The organism is Bifidobacterium sp. LH_426 (genome assembly GCF_056356875.1).
Genome location: NZ_JBKEVB010000008.1, coordinates 86,743 through 113,378, shown reverse-complemented (window position 1 = coordinate 113,378; position 26,636 = coordinate 86,743). Strand labels below are relative to the sequence as shown.

15 protein-coding genes and 2 pseudogenes are annotated in these 26,636 nt (G+C 66.0%); 10 read left to right on the top strand and 7 right to left on the bottom strand.

All coding sequences use genetic code 11. The features are described 5' to 3' along the window. Positions 1 to 406: 406 nt before the first annotated feature. Positions 407 to 1,894: an amino acid permease gene (locus AC1AYD_RS08665; protein ID WP_476503384.1), complete on the bottom strand. Its 1,488-nt coding sequence runs from the start codon at positions 1,892 to 1,894 to the stop codon at positions 407 to 409. Between the two features lie 194 nt (positions 1,895 to 2,088). Between AC1AYD_RS08665 and AC1AYD_RS08660 the strand changes: the two genes are divergently transcribed. Further along, positions 2,089 to 5,118: an ABC transporter permease gene (locus tag AC1AYD_RS08660; protein ID WP_476545001.1), complete on the top strand. Its 3,030-nt coding sequence runs from the start codon at positions 2,089 to 2,091 to the stop codon at positions 5,116 to 5,118. On the opposite strand, the gene AC1AYD_RS08655 is transcribed toward AC1AYD_RS08660, so the two are convergent. The 4 genes and pseudogenes from AC1AYD_RS08655 to AC1AYD_RS08640 form a co-directional block, all read right to left on the bottom strand. After that, positions 5,102 to 6,319 (bottom strand): glycosyltransferase family 2 protein, encoded by a 1,218-nt coding sequence (locus AC1AYD_RS08655; protein WP_476503386.1) that lies wholly within the window; start codon positions 6,317 to 6,319, stop codon positions 5,102 to 5,104. The two genes, AC1AYD_RS08660 and AC1AYD_RS08655, sit on opposite strands and share 17 nt — an antisense overlap. A gap of 181 nt (positions 6,320 to 6,500) precedes the next feature. Further along, positions 6,501 to 7,022 (bottom strand): hypothetical protein, encoded by a 522-nt coding sequence (locus AC1AYD_RS08650; RefSeq protein WP_476503387.1) that lies wholly within the window; start codon positions 7,020 to 7,022, stop codon positions 6,501 to 6,503. 207 nt (positions 7,023 to 7,229) lie between these two features. Further along, positions 7,230 to 7,736: an FAD:protein FMN transferase gene (locus AC1AYD_RS08645; protein ID WP_476545003.1), complete on the bottom strand. Its 507-nt coding sequence runs from the start codon at positions 7,734 to 7,736 to the stop codon at positions 7,230 to 7,232. Between the two features lie 258 nt (positions 7,737 to 7,994). Further along, positions 7,995 to 8,633, bottom strand: a pseudogene (locus AC1AYD_RS08640) (FAD:protein FMN transferase); the annotation flags it as partial. 388 nt (positions 8,634 to 9,021) lie between these two features. Here AC1AYD_RS08640 and AC1AYD_RS08635 point away from each other — a divergent pair. The 9 genes and pseudogenes from AC1AYD_RS08635 to AC1AYD_RS08595 all read left to right on the top strand — a co-directional run bounded on the left by AC1AYD_RS08635 (position 9,022) and on the right by AC1AYD_RS08595 (position 21,609). Next, positions 9,022 to 10,400 (top strand): annotated as a pseudogene (locus AC1AYD_RS08635) (MFS transporter). A 537-nt stretch (positions 10,401 to 10,937) separates the two neighbouring features. Further along, entirely contained in the window at positions 10,938 to 12,677 is a 1,740-nt protein-coding gene (locus AC1AYD_RS08630) for an FTR1 family iron permease (protein ID WP_476503009.1), read from the top strand. A gap of 89 nt (positions 12,678 to 12,766) precedes the next feature. Continuing rightward, positions 12,767 to 13,447, top strand: a complete 681-nt coding sequence (locus AC1AYD_RS08625; protein WP_084686236.1) for an iron transporter — start codon at positions 12,767 to 12,769, stop codon at positions 13,445 to 13,447. 454 nt (positions 13,448 to 13,901) lie between these two features. After that, complete coding sequence (locus AC1AYD_RS08620; protein ID WP_476503005.1) at positions 13,902 to 15,179, top strand: Fe-S-containing protein; 1,278 nt, start codon at positions 13,902 to 13,904, stop codon at positions 15,177 to 15,179. Positions 15,180 to 15,269: 90 nt separating this feature from the next. Next, positions 15,270 to 16,598, top strand: coding sequence for an ABC transporter permease (locus tag AC1AYD_RS08615; RefSeq protein WP_476503004.1), 1,329 nt, complete (start codon positions 15,270 to 15,272; stop codon positions 16,596 to 16,598). Positions 16,599 to 16,745: 147 nt separating this feature from the next. Beyond that, complete coding sequence (locus AC1AYD_RS08610) at positions 16,746 to 18,062, top strand: ABC transporter permease (RefSeq protein ID WP_476503003.1); 1,317 nt, start codon at positions 16,746 to 16,748, stop codon at positions 18,060 to 18,062. Between the two features lie 20 nt (positions 18,063 to 18,082). Next, on the top strand, positions 18,083 to 18,880 hold the full coding sequence (locus AC1AYD_RS08605) for an ABC transporter ATP-binding protein (RefSeq protein ID WP_476503002.1): 798 nt from the start codon (positions 18,083 to 18,085) through the stop codon (positions 18,878 to 18,880). A gap of 25 nt (positions 18,881 to 18,905) precedes the next feature. After that, entirely contained in the window at positions 18,906 to 19,454 is a 549-nt protein-coding gene (locus AC1AYD_RS08600) for an FMN-binding protein (protein WP_476503001.1), read from the top strand. A 316-nt stretch (positions 19,455 to 19,770) separates the two neighbouring features. Further along, positions 19,771 to 21,609: a DUF6020 family protein gene (locus tag AC1AYD_RS08595; RefSeq protein ID WP_476503000.1), complete on the top strand. Its 1,839-nt coding sequence runs from the start codon at positions 19,771 to 19,773 to the stop codon at positions 21,607 to 21,609. 98 nt (positions 21,610 to 21,707) lie between these two features. On the opposite strand, the gene AC1AYD_RS08590 is transcribed toward AC1AYD_RS08595, so the two are convergent. Together AC1AYD_RS08590 and AC1AYD_RS08585 are read right to left on the bottom strand one after the other, a co-directional pair. Continuing rightward, a complete protein-coding gene (locus AC1AYD_RS08590) occupies positions 21,708 to 23,894 on the bottom strand; it encodes a YhgE/Pip domain-containing protein (protein ID WP_476502999.1) in 2,187 nt (728 codons plus the stop codon). Next, positions 23,891 to 26,575 (bottom strand): YhgE/Pip domain-containing protein, encoded by a 2,685-nt coding sequence (locus AC1AYD_RS08585; protein WP_476502998.1) that lies wholly within the window; start codon positions 26,573 to 26,575, stop codon positions 23,891 to 23,893. Before AC1AYD_RS08585 ends, AC1AYD_RS08590 begins: the two co-directional genes overlap by 4 nt. Between the last annotated feature and the right edge of the window lie 61 nt (positions 26,576 to 26,636).

Here is a 26,636-nt window from a genome sequence, read left to right as displayed (position 1 = left end):
AACCCGTACCCGGTGCCAACGATGCCCCAACACACATGTAAACCATGCCCCAGGAGACCCCGTCAACCATGCCCCAAGACATGCGTCAACTATGCCCCGAGACAATACACCCCTGTTGGGATACCCCTTGCAACGCAGATAGGTGTAAAGACGACGGAGGATGTACCCCTCGTAACGGTATTGGACGACATGGTGCTGGGGCGTGCGGCGCGGCAGGCATTCGGTGAACCCTGCGCTGTCGCATCGGGTATGTGGTGTCGGGCCGCGGTGCCGGGCTGCGGCGCGGGGCCGGATACACGAAGCCGAATACACGAAGCCGAATACACGAAGCCGAATACACGAAGTGGGGTGCCGACATGACTGCCGGCACCCCACTTTGGTTCGCTCGGAATCACCTGGGCGGATTCTACTTTTTCGCCTGGGTGAGCTGGTAGGCGACGAAGAGGATCGCGAGCCAGATCACGCCGGCGATGACGGCGACGCGGTAGCTGGGGGAGAAGCACATGAGCACCACGACCAGCGCGAGGAACGCGAGCACCACCCACGGCGTCACCTTCGCGAACGGCAGCTTGAAGTGGATCGCGGCCAACGCCTCGGCACCCGACTTGCCCGCAAGATCGGTGTCGCCCGGTGCGCCGCCGGCGGCGACCACGCGGCGGAACTTCATCTCGGTGACCATGATCATCGTCCAGTTGATGATGCCGGCGATCGTCGCGATCGACATCAGGTAGTTGAACGCGAACTCGGGCCACACGAACACGACGACCACGGCGATCGCGGTGATCACCGCGGAGGTGAGCACGCCGGCCACCGGCACGCCGTGCCTGTTCAGCTTGCCGAGGTAGGCGGGCGCGTTGCCCTGCTTCGCCAGCGAGTACAGCATGCGGGAGTTCGCGTACAGACCGGAGTTGTAGACGCTCATCACGGCGGTCAGGCACACGAAGTTGAGGATGCCGGCGGCCGCGTGCACGCCCACCGAGTCGAAGATCTGCACGAACGGGCTGGACTTGCCGTCGATCTGGTTCCACGGCACCACGGCCATGATCACGCCGAGCGCGCCGATGTAGAACACGAGGATACGCCAGATGATGTCGTTCGTGGCGCGCGGGATCGTGGTCTTCGGGTCCTCCGTCTCGCCGGCCGTGATGCCGATGAGCTCGGTGCCGCCGAAGCTGAACATGACGACGACGAGCGCCATCAGCAGGCCCGTCCACGAGCCGTCCTTCGCCTGGCCCATCAGGCCGTTCGGGAAGAAGCCGCCGCCCACGGTGAACCAGTTCGCGAACGTCGCCTTCGCGCCCGACTCGGTCGGCAGCGCGAACACGATCACCGCGAGACCGCCCAGGATCATCGCGATCACGGCCACGATCTTGATGATCGCGAACCAGAACTCGAACTCGCCGAACTTGCTCACGCCGAGCAGGTTCGCCGCGCAGATCACCACGAGGAACACGGCGGCCGACACCCACGTCGGAATCGCCGGGAACCAGTAGTTGACGAAGCTGCCCACTACGGCCAGCTCCACCATCGACACGAGAATGTAGTTGAACCAGTAGTTCCAGCCGGAGATGAATCCGGCGCGCTTCGACCAGTAGCGGGTCGCATAGTAGCTGAACGCGCCCGCCTTCGGATCCTCGACCGACATCTCGGACAGTGCGCGCACGATCATGAAGATCGCGAGACCGCCGATCAGGTAGGCGAGCAGGATCGACGGGCCGGCCAGCGCGATCGACTCGCTCGAGCCGTAGAACAGGCCCGTGCCGATCGCGCCGCCCAGCGCGATCAGCTGGATGTGGCGGTTCTTCAACGATTTGCGCAGCGTCGCGGGCACCGGCACGTCGTCGGTCTCGCGCGGCTTCGTGGCCGTGTCGCCGGCCTTGTTCTCGGAAGCCATATGTTCTTCTCTCTCTTGTCTCATATCTCACGTCGTGTCTCACGGGCGGCTTCGCCGTCCGCCCGTCGCGGGAGACCTTGTGGGCTGTGCGCGACGGTTCGCAACCACGGTATTGTATGCCGTTTCCCCACGGCGATCGCGTTTGCGTCCGCGGACCGGCGCGAAGACAATGGAAGAGGACAAGGAGGTGCGTGATGTCGCAGGCGTTTCTCAAGGACATGCTGCGCTGCTGGCGGCGGTCGTGGAAGCGGTTCGTCTCCATCGCGCTGATCACCCTGCTCGGCGTGGCCGTGCTCACCGGCATCTACGCGGGCTGCCGCGACGCGTTCCTCGCCGCCGGCCGCTTCTACGAATCGCAGGGGTTGCGCGACATCCAGGTCGTCTCCACCGCGGGCCTCACCGACGACGACGTGGCCGCGCTACGCAAGGTGCGCGGTGTGGAATCGGTGCAGGCGGAGCGCTCGCAGACAGTGACCGTGAGCGTGCATGGTTCGGACAAGACCGCGGTAATCCGCGAGATCGGGGGAGTCGGCGGCGGTGTGGACGGCGACGCCGCGACAGGCCTCGATCGCCCGTACCTCACGGAGGGCCGGCTGCCGCGGAAGACCGGCGAAATCGCCGTCACGAAGCGGTTCCTCAGCGACAGCGGCCTCAAGGTCGGTGGTCGGTTCGGCGTCACATCGGAGCAGTCGGAAAAGTCAAAGAAGACGAAGCTCACCATCACCGGCGTGGTCATCGACCCGCAGGATCTCGCCAATCCGGACGGGTACGCTTCGAAGAACGCCTTCCGCTCCACCGCCTCCGACGACTACGCGTTCTTCGCGCTGGCGGGCGGTACAGACGACAACGCGACCACCGAAACGACCACCGACACGACCGACAACGCGGCCGACAGCACCACCGCCATCGCCTCCGAGACCGCCGACGACCTCTACACATCAATCAGCCTGCGCGTCACCGGCACCTCCGACCTCGACACGTTCTCCGACGACTACGACACCGCCGTGCGCACGGTGGCGAGCCGCATCGAGAACACCATCCAGTCCAAGCGCGAGAAGGCCCGCCGTCAACAGCTCACCGATGCGGCCCAGGCGAAACTCGATAAGGCCCGCGCCGAGACCGAACAGCGTTTCGCGGACGCCCAAGCCCGACTCGACCAGCAACGCGCGCAGTTCGACGCCCAAGTTGATGGGTTGGCGGCGCAATCTGCAGGGTTGATGCCCCAATCTGTAGGAAATTCCGCCCAACCTGCAGAACATTCCTCCCAACCTGCATACGACCCCGCAGTAGTCCGGCAATCCGTCATCGCGAAAAGCCCGGAATTGCAACAGGCCCAATCCCAGCTCGACCAGGCGCAGGCGGACCTCACCGCACAGAAAGAGGCCGCGATCCAGCAGATCGACGCCCAAACCATACAGGTTGCCTCCCAAATCCCGCAGGTTCGCTGGTATGTGACCACGCGCGCCGACATCGGCGGCTTCAGCGCCTTCAAATCGGACATGACCTCGATCGAATCGATCGGCCGCGCGTTCCCCGTCGTGTTCCTGCTCGTCGCCGTGCTGATGAGCCTGACCACGATGGCCCGCATGGTCGAGGAGGACCGCGGTCTCATCGGCACCTATCTCGGTCTCGGCTACCGCGGCATCGCCGTCGCCTCCCGCTATCTGCTGTTCGCGCTGCTCGCCTGCCTGATCGGCGGCGGACTCGGTCTGGTCGCCGGATTCCTCGGCATCCCCGCGTTCCTGTTCGTCGTGATCGAAGGCCTGTACACGCTGCCCGGCGCGCGCCTCGAATACGACTGGCTGTACGGCTCGGCCGGCATCGCGCTGTTCGTGGTCGGCGTGCTCGCCGCCACCGCATTCGCTTGCCGCCGCGACATCCGCCACATGCCCGCCGAGCTGATGCGTCCGAAGGCCCCGAAGGCCGGCGCGCGCATCCTCCTCGAACGCATCCGCCCGGTCTGGAGCCGCATGGGCTTCCTCAACAAGGTGACCGCACGCAACATCTTCCGTTTCAAGTCGCGTCTCGTGATGACGGTCGGCGGCGTGGCCGGCTGCACCGCGCTCATCCTGTGTGGCCTCGCCATCAACGACACGGTCGCCGCGATCGGCCCGAAACAGTACGACGGCATCTACCGGTACGACCTCATGGCCGTCTCCGCCGACGCCGACGCGCCCGCCCTGCGCGCACGGCTCGACAAGGACGGCAAGACCACCGCGACGTTGCGCATCCGCGTGGAAAGCGGCGAGCTGTCGACCTCCACGACATCCGCCGCGACCGGCACCACCGCCACGTCCGGCACCACCCAGCCCGCCTCCAGCGAAACAATCCAGCTCATCGTCGTCCCCGAACGGTCGCTGAAGCGCCTCAACACGATGATTGACCTGCGCGAGGCGAGCGACAACGACCTCTACCGCTACAGCGGCGGCATGTTCGGCCGCTCCGGCGGCGGCGAGGTCACGCTCGACGACTCCGGCGCGATCGTCAGCCAGTCCGCGGCGAATGCGCTCGGCGTGCACGCGGGCGACACGGTCACGCTGCGCGGCGGCGACCTGACGCGCGCGAGAACGCGCGTCGCCACCGTCACGCGCAGTCTCGTCGGTTCGGACGTGTACGTGAGCGAGTCACTGTACCAGCGTCTGTTCGGTGATTCCGCCGATTCCAGTGATTCCGCCGCCACCCCCGTCTGGAACGCCGTCTACGCGACGCTCAAAGGAGACGACGCCGCCCAGACCGCCTACGTCGACAAGCTCGCCGACGACCCCGCCGTCGTCAGCGCGGTCGGCACCGCCGAACTCGCCGACGGATTCTCCTTCGACCTGATGGGCGCGGTCGTCGCCCTGATCGTCGGACTGGCGGGCGCGTTGTGCCTGGTCGTGCTGTTCACGCTCGCGAATACGAACATCTCCGAACGCGTGCGCGAGATGGCCACGCTCAAGGTGCTCGGATTCCGCAAGCGCGAGATCCACCAGTACGTGAACCGCGAGATGCGCGTGCTCACGTGGATGGGCGTGGCGGTCGGTCTGCCGCTCGGCCGCTGGATCGGCGGTCTGCTCACCGCGGCGCTCGGCATGCCGTCCCTGTATTTCGAAGTGGATCTGCGCCCGACCAGCTATCTTGCGGCTGCGTTCGCGACGCTCGTCTTCGCCGAGTTCGTCGCCTGGCTCACCAAGCCGGTGCTCGACCGCATCGACCCGGTCGGCGCGCTCAAGAGCGTGGAGTAGCGTCGCCGGCGCCCGCGCCCGTTGCACCGTCCGTTCCGGCGTCCGTGTCCGTCCCGGCGCTCGCGTCCGCTCCATCCTCGTCGATGTGCATGTCCGCCGTCGTCCACGGCTTCCGGTCGCGCTTGAGCAGGTCCGCGCGCATCCAGTACACGCGATGCTCCAGCCGCCGGATCAGCTGCGTGGTCGTGCACTTGACGCGCTGCGCCGGCGTGAGCCGCCCGGTCATCTCCGACAACGCGAGCAGATCGTCCTGATACGCCGCCTGATGCGCCTCGCGCGTCGCATCGTCCGCGTCGCCGTCGGCAGCCGCATCGGAATCCGCCGCCGCCTCCGCGTCGCACGCGCTCGACATCGCGTAGTAGCTGCGTGCCGGCAGCACGCCGTGCTCCATCGCCAGATCGAAGTTGTGCGCGGCTGCGACCGCCTGATCATGCTGGTAGCCGAACTCGCGTTCCGGCGGCTCGTCGCCCTCATGCTGCAGCTGGTGGTAGAGCGTCACGTCGATGTCGGCGACCTTGCGCACGCGCAGATACAGTTCGCCCGCCACCATCGCGACGTGCGCGCGCGTGCCTTCCGGGAACCGCAGTCCCTCCCACAGTTCGCGCCGATACAGCCGCCCCCAGCAGGAATCGTTGAAATACCGGGCTTCCGTGTTGCGCCCGAATTCGGTGCCGACGAGCCGCAGACTCTTGCAGAATACGTTCTGGTACGCCTTGAGCGCGTCGGTGAACACGGTCACGCGTTCCGGCTCGCGCGCGCCTTCCGCCGTGGCCTCCGCCACGTCGTACAGCCGCGCGACGCCGAACTGCTTCCAGCGTGCCTTGGCGAGGTCCGCGCCGGTGCGTTCGGCGGCGTGCAGCAGCAGTTCGACGTATCGGCGGTCGAGGATGTCGTCGCTGTTGGCGAACGTCACCCACTCGCCGCGCGCGGCGTTGAGGCCCGCGTTGCGTGCCTTCGCCGCGCCGGCGTGCGTCTGGTGGATGACGGTCACGCGGTCGTCGCGCAGCGTGTATTCGTCGAGGATGGCAGCGCTTGAGTCGGTGGAGCCGTCGTCGACGAGGATGATGTCGAGCCGCGGGTGCGATTGCCTGAGGATCGAGTCGACGCAGTAGCGCACGTAATCCTCGGTGTCGTACACGGGCACGATGACGGAGACCAGCGGCGTGGTGCTCGGCGTGCCCGGCGGCGTGGTCAACAGCATGTGATGTGTGGTCCCCGGCTTTCTGTGGCGTTACGGGCCGTGACGGTTCGTCCGGTCCGTTGTATCGGCTCCAGTATGGCACGGGGACGCTGAACGTCGGCTGGACGCTTCCGGGTCTCACACGACCATCACGTTCGGTTCCTGTTCGGCCACGTTCGGTCGTGTGATTCCGGAAGCGCGATCACTCGGCGTCGCCGCCGAGGGCCTTCGCCGCGGCGTCGAGGCTGCTGGTCGCGTTGCGCAGATCGTCCGAGTAGTCGCGGATCGCGGCGATCGCCTCGTCCACGTCCTGCTGGGAGCCGTCGGACGGGCAGGTGGGCGCGTCGCCCAGCTTGTCCACGGCGGCCTGCGCGGCCTTGACGGCCTTGAGCTGGTCGGGGTCGGTCTTGCCGTCAGCGTTCTTGACGGCTTCGTCGGCCTCGGCCTTCACGGTCTTGAGCGCGTCCTGATGCGCTTTGAGCGCGACGATCTGCGTCTCGCAGTTCTCCACGGATTCGGCGCTTGCCTTGCCGCCGCCCCATGTGAAGGCGAACGTGGCGATCGAGGCGATCACGACCACGATGGCCACGATGATGCCGATGCGCATGTCCTTCTTCGTGCACTGGGCCGGGGATTCGGCGGTTGTGTTGGCGGTGGTTTCGGGGGATTCGATGGTGTTGGTGGTGTCAGGGGTGTCGGTGGCGTGCTGCTGGTCGTTCGTCATCTCCGCTCCTTCGTGCGTATGCCCGTGTGAGGTTGTGTCCGGTTCGTGTGTGATATGCGCGATTGTGCGCGCTCGTTGCCGTCGCCGCCCGCGGATTTCCGCCGTCTTCGGCGAATCAGGCCGGAATAATCTTACTCATGTTCCGCAGCCGCGCAATCGTAAGGGCCTGATTGCCCGAAAACCGTGGAAAACCGTGAGACGGCGGGGCTATGCGGTGAACAGCGTGCCGGGGAACCCGCCGGAGACGATGGCCGTGCGGTCGGCCTTGAGTACGGCGCACTCGAACGTGATTCCGGGGTGCAGCGCGGTCAGCCGCGCGTGCAGCGTGTTCGGGTCGGCGACGAACAGCGCGGTCGCCAGTCCGTCGGCCAGCGCGGTGGGGTAGAGGGGAAGCGCGGCATGGCGGGGGAGCGCCGCGGTATCGTCCGTCCCGCGGGAATCATGATTCGTGCCCGCGGTCGGTACGTACACCCAGGTCGCGGCCACGTCGTCGACCGGGAGACCGTCGACCGCGTTGAGCAGATGATGGACCGTCATCGTCGTGCGTTCGTCGGGGGTGTGCGCGGTCCAGCGGCGGCGGCTCGGCGCGCTCGCGCAGAACGCGCCGCGGGTGACGCTCGCCGTGCCGATCGCACGGGAGTCGTCGGACGGGTCCTCGAGGGCGATGGTGACGGGGGCGGGGGAGCAGGTGCGGAGGTCGCCGCCGGCGTCGATGACGAAGGTCGGGGTCGAGGCAGGGATAGGCGCGGGCTCGGGGACCCCCTCAGTCGCGCTTCGCGCGACAGCTCCCCCTGAAGGGGGCGCAGGGGAGGTGGTGGCGAGTGTGGGGGTTGCTCCCTCAGTCGGCCTTTGGCCGCCTGCTCCCGCTGAAGGGGGCGCGGGGGAGGTGGTGGCGAGTGTGGGGTTTGCTCCTTCAGTCGGATTTCGGTCGCCGGTTCCCTCTGAAGGGAACGCAGGGGCTGGGGACGAAGGGTCGGTGAGACGGGCGGCGAGGAGGTCGACGAGGTAGCCTTTGCCGCAGGCGCCGAAATCGAGGGCGACCGGGCGGTGGGTGACGAGCGTCGTGCCGTGTTCGCCGGTGCGCGTCACGTCTCCGTGCCACGTCGGCCGTCCATGGATTGCGCCGAGTGCGCTGCCGTGCGTATCGGATTGGCCATGGATTGCGCTGAGTGTGTTGTCGCGCGTGTCGGGTCGGCCGGTCGGGGCGAGGATTGCGCGGGAGCTATCGGCGGAATCCACGGTGGCGGGAATCGTATTGGCGGAATCCGTGGTGGTGGGAATCGCGCCGGGGGAGAGGGTGAACGAGTAGCGGGCGTCGTAGCCGAGGCGGATGAGGTCTTCGCCGACGCACGGGTCGATGGCGCCGTCGGTCGCCTCGCACAGCAGATCGTAGAGGTCGAACAGCGGCCCCGCCCAATCGGGGAACGCGAACGTGCCGCCACGCTCGGCGCGTCGCATCGCCGATACGAGGGAATCGTCGCGGAACCGCGACAACACGCGTTCATACTGTTCGATGAACCCGTCGATCCGCCGCCCGTCGCCGGTGGTTTCGGACGACTGCACGATGATTCCGGTGCCCAGGGCGTGCGGAAAGGCCATCGTGTACGGCATACGTTCGGCAAGTGACGTCATGCCGTCCCAGTGTAGGAGCGCACCCCTGCGGGCGTCCATCCGCCGGCTTGCTCCCTCACGGATTCCCTCACGGATATGGGGGGAGCCGTCGTTGCCGGCTGGACGCGGTCGCGCGACAAACCTTGCTCCCCCACGGATATGGGGAGCTCAAGCCGGGTGCCCCCTCAGTCGGCCTTCGGCCGCCAGCTCCCCCTGAAGGGGGCGCAAAGTGACGGATGTACCTTTGCTCCCCCACGGATGTGGGGGAGCTGTCCGGTCGAAGACCGGACTGAGGGGGAACGGGGCTGACCTCGGGGGGAAGCGTATCGATCGGATATATCCCGATGCTAGGATTGACGCGGTGTCAATGAGGTCACGGAGGTTGCATATGACGGATGACGCTGTACGGGTCAAGGACCTGCCCGCCCCGAAGATCTGGGCGTTCGCGGTCGGGCAGTTCGGCTGGGCGCTGCTCTCCGGCATCATCTCGAACTGGCTCGTGTACTTCTACCAGCCGGACAACGAGACCATCGCCCAAGGCCAGACCGTGTTCGTGCCGCAGGGGCTCGCCGTGCTTGGCGTCGTCACCGTGGTGGGTGGCATCACCGCGTTCGCCCGCTTCTTCGACGCGTTCATCGACCCGGCCGTCGCCTCCCTGTCCGACCGCTGCGACGCACGTGCCGGCCGCCGCATGCCGTTCCTCAAATTCGCGGCGCTCCCGCTCGCGCTCGTCACCGTGCTCGTCTTCTGGAGTCCGGTCAACGGCACGAGCTGGGCGAACGCGGCCTGCTGTTCGTCACCGTGATCGGCTACTACATCGCGCTCACCTTCTACTGCACGCCGTACAACGCGCTCATCGCCGAGCTCGGACACGATTCCAAACAGCAGCTCGCCATCTCCACCGCCATCTCGTTCACATGGGTGTTCGGCACGGCCGTCGCCTACGTCGCGCCCGTCATCTGGGGCGGATTCGTGCCGATGCTCGGCCGTGTCGACGCGATTCGGGTCACGTTCACGATCATGGCGGCGGTCGCGTTCGTGTGCATGCTCGTGCCGCCGCTCGCCATCCGCGAGAGGGAGTACGTCGATTCGAAGCCCACATCCGAATCGATGGTCGCATCGTTGCGGCAGACGTTCGGCGACGGCGAATTCCGTAAGTTCGTCTGCTCCGACGTCGTCTACTGGGTGGCGATCACCACATTCCAGACCGGTCTGCCGTTCTTCGTGACCTCGCTGCTGAAACTCCCCGAGACCACGACCACCGTCTACTTCGTGCTGATGACCGGCGTCTCCGTGCTGTTCTACGTGCCCGTCAACCTGCTCGCCAACCGTGTGGGCAAGAAGCAGCTGCTGCTCGTCGCGTTCGTGATCTTCACCTGCGCGTTCGCGTTCGCCGGCGCGCTCGGCTCCGGCGCGGTCGCGTTCCTGCCGCCGATGGCGCAGGGCGTGCTGCTGTCGATCGTGGGCGCGGTGCCGATGGCCGCGTTCGGCATCCTGCCGCAGGCGATCGTCGCCAACATCGCCGACGCCAGCTCGAAGACCACCGGCCAGGACCGTCAGGGCATGTTCTACGCGGCCCGCACATTCGCGATGAAGATGGGCCAGTCCGTCGCGATGCTGCTGTTCACCGGCGTCTCCACGATCGGCATGGCGTCCGGTGCCGGCTACCGCATCGCCGCCGTGAGCGCCGCAGTATTGTGCGGCATCGGCGGCGTGGTCTTCGCCTTCTACGACGAACGCAAGGTGCTGCGCGTGCTGGAGGGGTGACGGGTATGGAAGGGTGACGGCTATGGAAGAGTGACGGTCATACCCCCTCAGTCGGCCTATGGCCGACAGCTCCCCCTCAAAGGGGGAGCAAAGTGGGTTGCGCCCCCTGAGAAGGAGACAAAGTGGATTGCGCCCCCTTGAGAGGGGGCGCGAAGAGGATTGTCATGCGTGTGACGCATGGCGGATTGCGCCCCCTTCAGGGGGAGCTGGCCGGCGAAGCCGGACTGAGGGGGTGCGGAGGGTCCGCAATATGGAATGAGACATGGGCGGCGGTATGTCCAGTTCGCGATGTGAGACGCAACGGGAGGCGTCTTACCGGCGCGGACGTGCCGAAACCGTGACGAAACAAGGATTTCCACCCCGAAAACGTCGCTCCGCATGCCGACTACCTCAATAATCCGCAAAAATCAAGACTGTTGTTCCGGGAATTTTTTCTCTATCGTTCTGATGGATTGTGAAATTAGAGAGGAAGACCCTGGAATGTCCGCGTTGCTCAAGCGCGTTCCGGTGAAGCTCGTCGCGTTCGCCGGTGCGTTGATGATGATCGTGGCGATGGCCGTGACCCCGTTCGCCGCCGTCCCACAGACCGCGCTCGCCGCCGGCTCCTCGTCCGGACTGTCCTCCGCCACCAGCAAGGCCACGGACTACAAGACGTGGTCCGCGGTCTCCGAGGCGATGGCCGAGCAGCTGCAGGACGGCCAGCAGGAGTACGAGGACGGCAACACGTCCGGCGCGACTTCCGACTTCATGGCCGCGTACAACTCGATCTACGTCGCCTCCAACTTCACCGCCGTCGTGAACTCCACGATTGGCGCGGACAAGCAGACCTCCCAGCAGCAGGCGTTCCAGGACATCCAGAACCTCTCCTACGTGCCCGGCAACAACGATGAGCTCGATCAGAAGATCACCGCGCTCGTCGCCGACCTCGACGCCACCGCGCAGCAGCTCGACGGCAACGCGCAGCTCGCCAAGCCGAAGGCCTACGCCGAGGCCCTGCAGGCCGAGCTCGACAAGGAGCGCAAGGAGCTCGACGCCAAAAAGAAGAAGAACCCGGGCAAGGGCAACCGTTCCTGGACCGACGTGGCCAACGAGATGACCCCGATTCTCGACAACGCGTACAAGGCGTACGAGAACGGCGATGGCGCCAAGGGCGCCACGCTCGTCAACGACGCGTACTACCAGTACTACGAGAAGCTCGGTTTCGAGAAGAACGTGATGAACGCGATCTCCGGCAACCGCGTCTCGCAGGTCGAATACCAGTTCAAGATGACCCGTTCCGCGATGAACAAGGGCAAGGACCTCAAGTCCACGAAGAAGCTCGTCGACGACCTCAAGGCCATGCTCGTCAAGGACGCCGGCATCCTCGACGGCGGCGCCGCCGACAAGGAGGGCGGTTTCACCAAGTTCATCACCAGCGCCGTCGGCCAGGCGTTCCTCATCCTCATCCGCGAGGGTCTTGAGGCGTTGCTCGTCGTCGCCGCCGTGATCGCCTACCTCGTCAAGTCCGGCAACAAGCGTTTCACCAAGTGGATCTACCTGGGCGTCGTCGCCGGCCTCGCCGGCTCAGGCATCATCGCCGTGATCTTCACGCTCCTGTTCGGCGGCTCCGGCCCGCAGCAGGAGATCATGGAGGGCGTGTGCGCCCTGATCGCCATGGGCATGCTCCTGTGGACCAGCAACTGGATGCTCAACAAGTCGAGCGTCGAGGCGTGGAACCGCTACATCCGCACCAAGACCGAGGCAGCCGTCAAGTCCGTCTCCGCACAGGTCGAGGCCGGCGAGAAGGTGGCGTTCGGCACGATCGTCTCACTCGCCATGCTGAGCTTCCTCGCCGTGTTCCGCGAGGGTGCCGAGACCGTGATTTTCTATCAGTCCATCTACTCGATGAGCCAGGATTCGAAGGGCATGTGGACGGGCGGCATCGCCGCGGCCGTCGTGCTGGTGATCATCTTCCTGATTATCCGCTTCACCTCCGTGAAGATCCCGATCGGCCCGTTCTTCCTCGTCACGTCGATCCTGATGTCCGTGCTGGTCGTCGTCTTCGCCGGCGGCGGCGTGCACGCGCTCATCGAAGGCGACCTGCTGCCCGCCATCTACCTGGACGGCGTGCCGACGAACGACTGGCTCGGCTTCTACCCGTACGTCGAGTGCATCGTCGCGCAGGTGCTCGCGGCCGTCGCCGTGATCGCGCTGTTCGTGGTCGGTTTCGCCAAGCAGCGCAAGCTCAAGGCGTCCGCAGCGAAGGCCGGTTCCGCGAAGGCCGGTTCCGCCAAGTAAGACTTTCCCGAGTAATCGATAATTCAACCAACAAGCTGTGAAGTCCCTGTTGTGGGGTTCCTTCACTCCCACAAGAAAAGGATAGAGAAATGATGAAGAACAAGAAGATCGCCGCCCTGCTCGGCGTGCTGCTCGCCGGCTCCATGGCGTTCTCGCTGGCCGCCTGCGGCTCCTCCAGCGACACCTCCTCCGCCAAGTCGGACTCCTCCTCGCAGTCCTCCGACACCAAGTCCGACTCCTCCTCCGACGCCGGCACCGGCTTCGAAGAGGTCCCGGTCGGCCCGTCCGGCACCGCCGAAGAGCAGGATCAGGAAGTCGGCCCGCTGACCGTCGGCGCCGTCTACTTCCAGCCGATCGACATGGAGCCGTCCTCCATGGGCCTCAAGGCCGCGGACGCCTCCTTCCACCTCGAGGCCGACATCCACGCCAACAAGAAGGGCACCGAGCTCGGCTACGGCAAGGGCGACTTCATCCCTGACCTGACCGTCAACTACACGATCATCGACAAGTCCACCGGCAAGGAAGTCGAGGGCGGCACCGCCACCTCCGGCACCTTCATGCAGATGAACGCCTCCGACGGCCCGCACTACGGTGCCAACGTCAAGCTCGACAAGGCCGGCACCTACCAGCTGAAGCTCTCGATTGAGTCCCCGGCCAAGAAGGGCTGGATGCTCCACGTCGACCCGGAGACCGGCGTCAAGGGCCACTTCTGGACCGAGCCCCTCGAAGTCACCTTCGACAACTGGGAGTACACTCCGCGTCAGTGGTGATTTCCGTAGGAAATCACCACGGCGGAGTGGCCGAGCCGTGAAGCGAACAGCCGTTCGCGTAAGCGAACGTCCGTTATTCGCCGGTGATGCCTCCCTCTGACGGGACATCGCCGTGAAGCAAACGCCAGAGGCGTTTGTAGGTGATGTGCGAGCCGCCAGGCGAGCCGACATGAGGTCGGCCGCAGGCCGTCCGCAGTTGCGGACGAGGTGGCATCGCGAAGCGATGACGGAGGGAGAGAAGAAGAGCGGCGCAAGCCGCGGAGAACACGGTATCGGCCGAAGGCCGATTCCCTCTCATCACGGCTGCCGCCGCGGTCTCTCCCCCAGTCGGCTTCGCCGACAGCCCCCTCGTCAGAGGGGGCTTCAGTCCGTTTTGCGGTAATCTCTCCCTCAGTCCGCCTATGGCGGTCAGCTCCCTCATCGCAGGGAGTCGCATACAATCGAAAGGGCGCGAATGCTGGAACAATTCGTTGCGGTGATGCCGGGGACGCTGGCACCCGCGTTGCTGGTCATGTGCCTGAGCGTGACGCTCACGGTCGGCGAGGGCAAGGATAAACCGTTCAGCGCCCATTGGCGTCTCTACGGCCTGCTGCTCGGCACGGTCGCGGCCATCGTGTTCGCCGCCCTCAGGGCCACCGCCGTCATCAACCAGCGCACCTTCGTCAACCAGCCGGTGCTCACCGTGGCCGTCGTCGTCGACGTGCTCGCCATCGTGGCCGTCATCGCCGGGCACTGGATTACTACGGACTGGCGCAAACACGCGCCGCTCATGCACGCGGCCAACGCGGTCGGCGCCCTCGCCATCGCGCTCACCGTCTTCTACGCGCTGCCCGATGTGATCCTCCAGCTCACGATCTGGGTGGAGCCGGGCGAGACCGCGTTCACATCCGCGATGCTGCTGCGCGCGCTCGGTTTCGTGCTCGGCGTCGTCATGTCCGTCATCGTCGCGGCGATCTTCCGCACGATGCGCAACACCGCCGTGCGGCCCGCGTTCACCGCGGCCGCCGCACTGATGATGGCGATCCTGTTCGTCCAGCACGCGACCGGACTGCTGCAGATCATCCAGGCGCACTCGCTGCTCTTCCCGCACTTCCTGTTCCAGCCGCTCGTCTGGTCCATCAACCACAACACGCAGATGATCATCGCGCAGGGCGTCGTGTTCGTCATCCCCGCCATCGCGTCGATCGTCGCCGGCTTCCGCACGCCGACGAAACCGCGCGACGGCGAGAACGAGGCCGACGTGCGACGGCACAAGGCGTTCCGCCGTCGTGCCGTCGCCGCGGCCGTGTGGAGTCTCGTCGCCGCGATCGGCGTGACCGTGACGCTCACCGCGGGCGTCGCCGCGACCACGCGCACGATCACGCTGTCGCCGCCGGAAGCGTATTCGCTGAAGGACGGCGTGGCGACGATTCCGTTCAGCCAGGTCGAGGACGGGCATCTGCACCGCTTCGAATACAAGGCGAAGGACGGTACCTCGATGCGGTTCATCATCATCAAGAAGAACGGCGGCGCGTACGGCATCGGCCTCGACGCGTGCGAGAACTGCGGCGACGCCGGCTACTACGAGAAGGACGGCAAGATCATCTGCAAGAAGTGCGAGGTCGCGATCAACCTGGCGACCATCGGCTTCAAGGGCGGATGCAACCCGATCCCGTTCCCGTACAAGACCGGCAACGGCAAGATCACGATTCACACCGCCGACCTGGACGCCCTAAGCGCCCACTTCCAGTGACTATGCATGCGCCCCCTTCAGGGGGAGCGGGGTGGAACGTGAGATGGTCTCCCTCGTCAGAGGGAGGCAACAACGGAACAAGGAGGAACAATGTTCTTTCTGCGAATGATCGCGCGGTCGTTCACGCGCCAGTTGCGGCGGCGGCTGCTCATCGCACTCACCGTGTGCCTGTCGGCTACGGTGAGCGTCGCGATGCTCGGCGTCGTGTTCGACGTGGGCGACAAGCTCAACGCCGAACTGTCGACGTACGGCTCGAACATCACCGTGCAGCCGAAGTCGGACGCCGTCGTCTCCGATCTGTACAACACGGAGGGCGCGACGGGCGGCGCGGCCGCCGAATCCGACCCGACGTCGTTCCTCAAGGAGTCCGACGCGGCGAAGATCAAGACGATCTTCTGGGCATTCAACATCACGAACTTCGCGCCGCAGCTCAACGTGCACGCCGAGGTCTCGGGGGCGGACGGTGGCGCCAAGGCCACCGCGCCGATTGTCGGCACGTGGTTCAACAAGAAGCTGAAGCTCGAATCCGGTGAGACCACCGTCGTGGGCGTCGAGGGCATGCGCTCGTGGTGGACGCTCGACGGCACGTGGCCGAAGGACGATTCCGATCAGGGCGTGATCGGCGCGACGCTCGCGCAGCAGCTCGGCGTCAAGCGCGGCGACACGGTCACGCTCACCAAGAAGACCGCGTCCGGGCAGACGCATACGCAGAAGATCAGGCTGACTGGCGTCTACGATTCCGGAGACGACGAGAACGGTTCGCTGTACATCGCCTCGTCCACCGCGCAGGTGCTCGCCGACCTGCCCGATTCGATCGACAAGATCGAGGTGAAGGCGCTCACCACGCCGGAGAACGATCTGGCGCGCAAGGCCGCGAAGAATCCGGCCGCGTTGAGCCAGGACGAGTGGGAGACCTGGTACTGCACCGCCTACCCGAGTTCGATCGCCTACCAGATCGAAGAGGTGATTCCGGGGGCCGTCGCCAAGCAGGTGCGTCAGGTCGCCGCGCTGCAGGGCAACGTCCTGCAGAAGACGCAGGCCGTGATGATCCTGATGACGGTGCTGAGTTTGATCGCCGCCGCCGTGGCCGTCGCGAACCTGATGGTCGCGTCGATCGGCGAGCGCTCCAGCGAACTCGCGCTGCTCAAGGCGATCGGCGCGACCGACGGCGCGGTCTCCCGCCTGATGATGGCGGAGACGGCGACCGTCTCGCTGCTCGGCACCGTGGTCGGCGCGGGACTCGGTTCGGGCGTCGCGCAGATCATCGGGCAGGTGGTGTTCGGTTCCGGCATCACGATGCGTCCGATGGTGTTCGTACTCGTGTTCGTGCTGCTCGCGCTCACGGTCGCGCTGGCCAGCGCCTCGTCGATCCGCTCGATCCTGAGCCTCAAGCCCGCGGAGGTGCTCCATGGTCGCTGATCGTCAAACTATGCGGCCCCCTCTGATGAGGGGGCTGTCAGCGAAGCTGACTGGGGGAGAGACGAGTGGTATGGTGACTACCCCTCAGTCGTCTGCCGACGACAGCTCCCCTGACAAGGGGAGCCAAGAACGTGAAGGAGGGTTGCGATGACGAATACCGGCATGTTCTTCCGGATGCTGTTCAGCGCCGTGTTCCGCCGCCGTTCGCGTGCGGTCATGGCGGTCATCGCGTCGATGGTCGGCGCGGCCACGCTGTTCTGCCTGGCGATGATCTGCATCGCCGTGCCGCAGCAGATGAACCAGGAGATGCGCGCGTACGGCGCGAACCTCATCGTCACGCCCACCGGCGATTCCGGTTCGAGTACGGAGTCCGACGCCTCGGCATCCGGCGATTCCGCGTCGGCATCCGGTGATTCCGATGCGAAATCCACCGGCATCGACGCGGCGATGGTGCGGCACACCACCGAGATGGTCGCGGCGAAGGGCTCGCAGAAGCACGCCGCCTACCGTTACGAGAACGTGCGCGTCAACGCCGCGCCGTACGTGATGGCCGGCGTGGACGCCGCCCAGGTGAAGAACCTCAACCATCATTGGGTGGTGGACGGCTCCTGGCCGACCGCCGGCAAGGTGCTCGTCGGCCGTGACGTCGCCGACGCGATGGGTTTGAAGGTCGGCGGCTCGATCACCATCGGCTACCGCGCCTCCGACAACGCCTCTTCCTCTTCGGCCTCCACCGCCGAATCCCCCGAATCCGACGCCGCCTCCCAGTCCTCGCAATCGTCGCAGCAGATGCGCGACGGCCGCGTCAACAGCGACATCATGGACACCACCGGAACCGAGTTCCGCGTGGCCGGCATCGTCGACACCGGCGGCAGCGAGGACTCCATCATCTACGCGACCAACGCCGACGTCGACAAACTCACCGGCGTGAAGCGCGGCGTGGACGTCATCGAATACTCGTCCGGTGCGAGCGACCTGAACGCGCTCGTCGCCAGCATCAACGACATGACGTCGATGCACGTGAAGGCGCAGCAGGTCACGAAGATCACCGCATCGGACACGCGCATCATCACGATGCTGCAGACCCTGTTCTGGATCGTCTCGCTCGTCGTGCTCGTGCTCACGCTCGTCGGCGTCGGCACGACCATCAGCTCGATCGTCTCGCAGCGGCGCAACGAGATCGGCCTGCGCAAGGCGCTCGGCGCGAGTTCCGCCGCGATCGGCGTCGAATTCTACGTCGAATCCGCGATGTACGGCCTGATCGGCGGTCTCGTCGGCACCGCGATCGGATACGGGCTCGCCAGCTGGCTGTGCGTCGCCGTGTTCGAACGCGCGATCGCGTTCAACTGGGCGCTCGGCGTCGCGTCCGTGGTGCTCGCCGCGCTCGTCGCCGTCGTCGCCTCCATCCCGCCCGTCCACCGCGCCACCCGCATCGACCCCGCCATCGTGCTTCGCGAGGAGTAAGAGGAGTAAGGAAAACCACCATGTTGCTTGAACTCGACCATATTTCGAAGATCTACGGCGACCTGCATGCCGTGGACGACCTGAACCTCACCGTGCCGGAAGGCGAATGGCTGGCGATCGTCGGCTCGTCCGGCTCCGGCAAGACCACGCTGATGAACATGATCGGCTGCATGGACTCCCCGTCGAAGGGTTCCGTGAAGCTCGAAGGCCGCAAGCTCGAGGACCTCAACGCCTCGCAGCTCGCCGACATGCGCAAGAACATGATCGGCCTCGTGTTCCAGAAGTTCTACCTCGTGCCGCATCTGACGGCCGTGGAGAACGTGATGGTCGCCCAGTACTACCATTCGGTCGTCGACGAGGACCAGGCCATGAAGGCGCTGGAGCGCGTCGGCCTCAAGGACCGCGCCCACCATCTGCCGAGCCAGCTGTCCGGCGGCGAGCAGCAGCGCGTGTGCATCGCGCGCGCCCTCATCAACGAGCCGAAGCTCATCCTCGCCGACGAGCCGACCGGCAACCTCGACGAGAAGAACGAGAAGATTGTGCTCGACCTGTTCCGCCAGCTGCACGAGCAGGGCACGACGATCATCGTCGTCACGCATGACGCGCTCGTCGCCAGCTGCGCCCAGCGCGAAATCATGCTCAACCACGGCGTGCTCGTCGGCGAGAAGTGGAACGACGAGGCGGCGCGCAAGGCGTACGAGGCCGCCGGCGGACGCCCGGCCTCCACCGGCGCGCAGGTCGAGGGCGCGCAGACCGGCGAGACCGCCATCGGCTTCGCCGACCCCACCAAGGCCGCCAAGACCGGCGGCGAGGACTGAGCGGCCGGCGGCTAGGATGGTCGATATGCACGAACAGAGGAACGACAACACACGGAAGGCCGTCAGGACGGTCGCGCTGACGGCCGCGACGCTGGTGCTGCTGGGCGGCGTCGCCGGCTGCGCCGAGTCGAAGGCCACGCCGATGGACGACCAGTACGCCGGCAATTCGGGCGAGACCGAGAAGTCGCAGGAGGAGCAGTCGCAGTCCGGCGACTCCTCCGACTCGTCCGGCTCGTCGTCCGATTCCAGCGATTCCTCCGCCGCGAAGGACACCGGCAACTACAAGGACGGCACGTATTCGATCAACGGCCAGTACGGCCCGGTGGGCGAGGACTCCATCGACGTCCACATCACAATCAAGGACCAGAACGTCCAGACCGTCGAGGTGATCGGTCACCCGTTCACATCGATTTCGAAGAAGCACCAGACCGATTTCGCGAACGCGATCAACGGCGTGGTGGACGGCAAGCCGCTCAAGGGCCTCAAGGTCGACAAGGTCGCCGGTGCCAGCTGGACGTCCGACGCGTTCAACAAGGCCCTCGACCTGGCCCGCGAGCAGGCCTCCATCCAGTAGCCATCCAATATCCGCCGGCCGCCGGTCTCTGGCCGCCGGTCTCCGGGGTCTCAACAGCGTCCCCGTCGCTTTTCGGCGCGACTATTCCCGGGAATACGCGGCTTCGTCCGGGAATCTTTGCACTGATTGGTCCTCAGCGCAATAAATCCCGGAAGAAAGTCCCATTTCCCGGGAAAACTTGCACTGACCGGTTCTCAGCGCAACTATTCCCGGACGATACCTCAGTTTTCCGGGATTCCTTGCGCCGAACGATGTGCAACCGTGAAGCCGCGTCGCCGTGAAGCCATGTCGCCGTGAAGCCGCGTACACTGGTGGGGTGTCTGAATGGGATACATGGTCATCCGCCGCGCGGACTCGGTCCGGCGTCGCGCGGGCCGGCTCCGGCATCATCCGCACCTGGCCTGCCGCCGCCCGCCTCTGGTTCGCCGACCGCCGGCCGTCGGCCTTCACCGTCGCATTGCGCGAGCGCTTCACCCTCTATCTCGCCCTGATCGTCGCGTGCTGGCTGCCGTGGATCGCGCTCACGTGGCCCGGTGCCATGCGCGACGACACGATGGCCCAGTATCTCCAGGCGATGGGCCTGCACCACTACTACACGCAGCATCCGCTCTTCGACACCCTGATTTTCGGGCTCTTCTGGCATCTCGGCGCCGCGGTCTTCGGCTCCCCGCTCGCCGGCCAGGCCGTCTACACGATCGTGCAGGCGCTCGCCCTCGCCGCCGGCATCGCATTCATGCTCTGCTACATCCGCAAGCTCGGCGCGCCCCTGTGGCTCGTCACCCTCGGCCTCGTCTACACCGCGACGAGTTACGTGGTCGTCGCCGCCTCGACCACGATGGGCAAGGATTCCCTCCACACGGTCTTCTTCCTCCCGATGGCGGTGATCTTCGCCGAAACATGCCTCACGCGCGGCCGCGTGTTGCGCCGCATGCCGGTCGCCGTCGCGTTCACGTTGCTCACGTTCGCGTCCGTCGCGTCGAAGCGCACGGCCCTGCCCATCGTCGTCTGCGCCGGCATCGGATTGCTGTGCGTTTGCGCTGGGCGGAAGCCCCGTCGTGATGATCTCCCCGCCGGCACCGCCGCGCCGCGCCTTTCCGACCGCGTTCGCGCCGCTATCTGCCTTGTCGTCGCCGTCCTCCTCGCGCAAGGACTGTTCGCACCGATCGCCGCCGCCGCGACCCATGCGACCCCATCGCCCGGTCGCGAGGTCTGGGGCATCGTCACGCAGCCGGTCGCGCGTCTCGCCCACGACGATCCGTCCGCGATTGACCCCGCCCAGCGCCGCGCATTGGACGGGATCATGGATCTCGACAAGGCCGCCACGACCATCAATCCGCACCGGTCCGACGAGACGTTCCATACGCTCAAGGAGCCGCGTCGCGCCGACGACGGCACCGTCGTCGCGCCCGGTCCGACGACCGCGCAGAAGCTCGCGGCCGTGCGCGCGTGGGCGCGGCTCGGCCTCGCGCATCCGCTCGTCTACGCGCGCACGTATGCCGCCCAGACGCGCGGATGGTGGGATCCGCGCGTCAATTTCGCCTACCCCACGGACTCCGACTATCTGCTGCGCGGCGGCTATCTGAAGCAGTGGTCCACGTATCTGACCGCCGCCAAGGTGCGCCGCGCTGGCGGCGGCACCGGCGGCTCCGGCACGTCCGCCGGGTCCGCGCGCATGGCCGCCATCGCGCGCGACCTCGCGCCGCTCGCCGGCACGTCGGCGCGGCCGCGGTGGGCGCGCGACACGTTGCGCTCGGTCCGCGACTGGGTGCGCGGCACGGGCGCCGGCACGGTCGCGGCGGCCTCCGGCACCGCCGCCGGCAATCCGTTCACGTCGATGGCGCTCTATGTCACGTGGATTCCGTCGGCAGCCGCGATCGCGTTGATTGCGGAGTCGGTGACGCGACGTCGCCGTCGCACCGTCATCGCCGATTCTCGTGATTTCCGTGATTCCCGTGATGACGGGGGATTGCTCGCGGGCGTCGACGCGTCGATCGGCCCGCGTGTCGCCGCGTTCGGATTGCTGGTCTTCACCGTGATGTCGCTGTACGCCTCGCCCGAGGCGCTGTTCTGGTATCCGATTCCGGTGTTCACCGGCCTGCCGCTGTTCACGGCCCTGCCGTTCCTCCGCGATGCTCACGGCTCGCTCCACGCCTGATACGGTTCGCTCCGGGATTCGGCACGGAAAACCGTGGCAAACCCCGGAGCGAACCGTGACGACGAGCGAGCGAACCGTGACGTTCCCGGACCGGACCCCTACGCCATGATCTTCGTGCTCTCCACCTTGGCCACGTACCACTGGTTGAACCGCACCAAAGGCTTCCTCAGCACGAGTCCGACGAGCAGGATCGGCGGGACGAACAGCAGCAGCGCGCCCAGCGCCCGCCAGTAGTCCATGTCGTAGATGCCGGCGATGGCCGCGCGGATCATCGTCACCGAGTGGGTGACGGGCAGCGCCGGACTGATCGCCCCGATCCAGTTGGGCAGCATCTGCAGCGGGTAGGCGGCGTTCGAACCGGAGATCTGCACGATGAGCATGAGCACGCCGATCGCCTTGCCTACGTTGCCGAAGCTCACCACCATCGTGTACGTGAAGAACGAGAACACCAGCGAGCTCACCCATCCGGTGAGCATGAACAGCAGCGGATGCACGGCCTGCACGTGGATGAACAGCAGCGCGCCGCCCAGCGAGAACGTGCTCTGCAGCAGCGCGATCAGCGCGAAGATTCCGTAGTGGCCGAGGTACATCTGGTGCGGCCGCGGATCACCGAGCTCCTTGCGCGTGCGGCGCGACACCGTGGTCTTCAGCGTGACGACCATGAGCAGTGCGCCCACCCATAGCGGCAGGAGGATGTACAGCGGCGCGAGCGACGAACCGAAGTCGCTCACCGGGAACAGTGCCTTGCGCGTGAGCTGGACCGGCGCCGCCAACGTGGCGGCCAGCGTATCCGGATTGTTGCCGAGCACCTCCCGGACCGTGCTCATGTCGCCGCTGTCCAACGCGGCCGCCAGCTTCTCGTCGAACGAGCCGAGCTCCTCGCCGGCCTTCGCGAGCTTGTCGGACACCGATTCCAGTGTCTCGCGCACGTCGGCCAGATTGGCCTGCGCGTCCGCCGTGGTCGTGTCGAGATCGCCGAGCGTGCTCCTGAGCCGCGTGGCGCCCGCGTCGAGCACCTGCGTGGCGTCGGTCACCGAGGCGTTCAGCTGCTTGAGCTGCGGTTTGACCTGCGTGTCGAAATCGGATTTCACGCCGGCGATCGCCTGTTTCGCCTGCGTGGCGAGACTCTTGACCTGCGCATGCTGGTTCTGCGCGTCCGTGTTCTTCGCGCGCACGGCGTTCGCCGCGTCGGTGAGCCGCGTCTGGATCGTCTGCTGCAGGGCGATCGCCGTGTCGAGACGGTCGAGCATCGGCTGCAGCGCGGGCTGCAGGTCGGTGGGCAGTTTGGCCTGCAAATCGGCGATCGACTGGCGGATCGTCTGGTAGTCAGCAATCTGCGTGCCCACGTGCTTCGCCTGCGTGTCGAGCGCGGCTGCCGTGTCCGTGGCCTGCTTGCCCGCGTTCGCATACAGGTCGTCGACCGAATCGGCGACCGCGCCGTAGCTGTTCGCGCTGGCGGCGAGCGCGCTGGCGAGCGTGTCGGCGGCGGTGGTCATCGCGCCGGAGAGGTCGGTCGCGCCCTGTTTTGCGGTTTCGAGCTGCGTTCCGGCGGCGTCCGCCGCGTCGGAGGCGGTGTCGAGCAGCGCGTCGGATTCGGTGAGCAGCGAGCTCGCCGATCCGGTGATCGTCGCGTAGCTGGACAGCATCGACGAGGTGTCGTTGAGCGTGGTCGCGAAGTCGCCGATGTTCGCGCTGAACCGGTCGAGCGCGGTCTTGGCGTTTGGCGAGGAGAGGTCGTCGGCGAGCTGCGACGCGATCGACAGGGCGGTGCCGGTGAGCGTCTTGGCGAACATCTGGTTGACCTGCGTGCTCACCTCGTTCGCGCCCTCGTTGGTGAGGTTCGGGGCGAGCGCGTTCTTCTTCTCGTTGTTGTAGAAGTCGATCTTCACGTGGTCGACGTCGGCGGAGAAGAAGGTCATCATCTTCTTGCTGAAGTCCTTGGGGATGACGATCGCCGCGTAGTATTTGCCGGATTTCGCGCCGTCGATCGCGTCGTCCTTCGTGGTGATCGTCCAGTCGAGCTGCGAGTTGGCGCGCAGCGTGTTGACGACCGTGTCGCCGATGGTGATCTTGATGGGGATCAGATCGGACTTGTAGCCTTCGTCGACGCTTGCGACCGCGAACTTCAGGTTCTTGAGGTTATCGAACGGGTTCCAGCTGGCCGCGATGTTGAACCAGGTGAACAGGCCGGGGATCGCGACCAGGCCGATCGTGATGATGATGGAGACGACGTTGCTGGTCATGCGCCTCACGTCGCCGGTGAACAGTCGCCAGATCGTCCTCATCGCGCGGACCTCCCCTCGTGGTGTTGGTTGCCGTTGTGCTGGTCGCCGCCGCGCGTGTCGAACGTCTCGAACGTGTACGTGAGCGGCTTGGCGAGCTTCTCCTTCACCCGCCGCCTGTTGCGCTCCCGCAGCCGCTCCTTGTCGCGGATGTACGCGCGGATCGCCTCGTCGTCCAGATTGCCGAGCTCCACCTGCCGGCGCAGGCTGTCGTTCATGAACTCGATGGTGACGAGGAACGCGATGATCAGCAGGATCCAGACGATCCACGTGAGCAGCGCCTCGAGCTTCGTGTTCGTGGTGAGCGAGAACGTGACGGCGAGCACGATCGGCACGACGATGCCGGCGACGAGCGCGCCGCGCTTGAGCCGCGGGTAGTGGACGGCGAAGCGCGCCGCCTGCCGCTCGATGCGCTCGCGGTAGCCTTCGTGGCTGGACAGCATGCGCACGGCCGTGGAGAGCCGGTATTCGGTGCCGGGCATGTGCACCGGCTCGCCGATGATCATGTCGCTCTCCTCGATCTCGCGCGCGAACAGGCGGTTCACGTTCGCCATGAGAGGGCGCACGATCAGGCCGAGCGCGAGGCCGATCACGGCGAACAGCAGCAGGTGCGCGATCCGGGTGAACCAGTGGGCGCCGTAGAATCCGCCGATCGTCTCGCGGAACGCGTCGATCGAATACGTGAACGGGAAGAACGGGTACAGGTTGCGGAAGAAGTCCGGCATCATCTCGATCGGATACAGGCCGGACGCGCCCGGGATCTGCAGGATGATCAGCGCCACGCACACGCCCTTGCCGACGTGCAGGAACGTGGTCGACAGCGCGTAGATGAGCGAGGCGTACACGAGCGACGTGATCACGCCGGTCAGGACGAACGCGAACGCGTTCACCGTCTGCACGCCGAGGATGAGGTCGCCCACCGTCGTCACGAATCCCTGCGCGGCCGCGAACACGGAGAACAGGGTGAAGCGGCCCAGATAGCCCTGCGTGATCGTCATGTTCTCGATGCCCTCGTCGTCGGTCTCGAGCTTCAGGATCACGGCGAGCGCGAACGCGCCCACCCACAGCGCCATGTTGGTGAACAGCGGCGCCATGCCGGAGCCGTACGCGTTCACCGGGTAGAGGATCTTCGTGTCGAGCACGGTGGGGGAGAGCATGAACTCGGCGATGCGCTTCGTGTCGAGCGTGATGCCGCCGTCCGCGCCGCTGGTGCCGAACAGTTCGCCGAGCATGCTGGACGTGTCGAGCGCGCGCAGGTCGGTGGCGACCGTGTCGAGCCGCGTCTGCACGCCGGCGAGCGCCTTGTCGGTGTCGCCGAGCGCGGTGACCGTGTCGGCGGCCGCGCGGTCGATCTGGTCGAGCACGACGTTCGTCTGGCTGATGAGCGTGCCCTGGCTGGTGAGGCCGCCGGCGAGCGTGCCGGTCGTGCCGGCGAGCGTGTTGAGGCCGCTGTTGAGCTGCGGCAGCGCGCCGGTGGTGAGCGTCTTGCGCGCGTCGGTCGTCGTCGTGAGCGTCGACTGGGTGGCCGTGTTGAAGGTCGTGGCGAGGCCGGAGACCGACGTGACGGTCTTCGCCGTGTCGTCGTTGAGGGTTTTCGCGTTGGCGAGCGTTTCGGCGGTGGCCGCGTTTTTATCTTCCAGATTTTTGATGATTCGGTTGAGCGTCTGTACGGCTGTGTCGTCCGTTGGCAACTGTCCGACGATGGCCTTGAGCTGGTCGAGGACCTGCTTGTTCGTCTGGTTGACCTGCGTGAGCGTCGTCACCGCGTCGCCGACCGCGCCGTTCGCGACGGTGATGCCGCCCGCCACCCGCGTGACGCCGTCCGTCGCCTGCTGCGAGGTCTGCGACAGCAGCGACGTGCCGGTGTCGAGCGTGCCCGACGTGGTCGCCACGAATGTGTTGAGCGTCGACTGCGTAGCGCCGATGAGCTGCGACGCGCTGCCGAGTCCGGTGCTCGCGTCGGCGGCGAGGCGCTGCACGTCGGCCAGCGCCTCACGCGCCTGTTGCGTCTTCTGCGGCGTCGTTTTGAGCGTTTCGGCGAGTTCCTTGACCTTGCCGCGCGTGTTCGTCACGTCGCGTAGCGCGTCGTCGAGGGATTGCAGCGTCTTCGTCTGGAGCGTGCCGGCGGTGGTCTCGACCGTGTCGGTCGCCTTGTTGACGGTTTCGGAGAGGACCTCGCTTACCGTGGAGACGAACGTGCCGTTGACCTGCGTGTCCACCGTGCTCGCGCCGATGTCCGTGATCTTCGGGGCGATGGCGCTCGCCTTCTCGTTCACGTAGTATTCGAGTTTCGGTCGCGCGCCGCCGGTCACGACGCCGGCGAGACGGTCGCTGAAGTCCTTGGGGATGACGATGGCCGCGTACGCCTTGCCGGATTGGACGCGGTTCATCGCCTCGGCCTCGTCGGCGAACGTCCAGCCGAGCTGGTGGTTCGCCTTGAGTTGTGTGATGATCTGGTTGCCGAGGTTCTGCTTGCCGATGAGCGCGCTGTTCGTGCCTTTGTCGTTGTTGGCGACGACCACCTGGATGCCTTGCGTGTTGCCGTACGGGTTCCAGAATCCCACGATGTTGAACCATGCGTACAGCGGGGGGATGAAAGTCAGTCCGGCGGCGATGACCCATGCGGCCGGCACTTTCAGCATGCGGATGAGGTCGCGTTTCACGATCGCGAGAACGTTGCCCATGCCTGTGATTCCTTCTACTTGCTGTCGTTCGATGCTGTTGCTCGAAACGATTTTTCAGTGT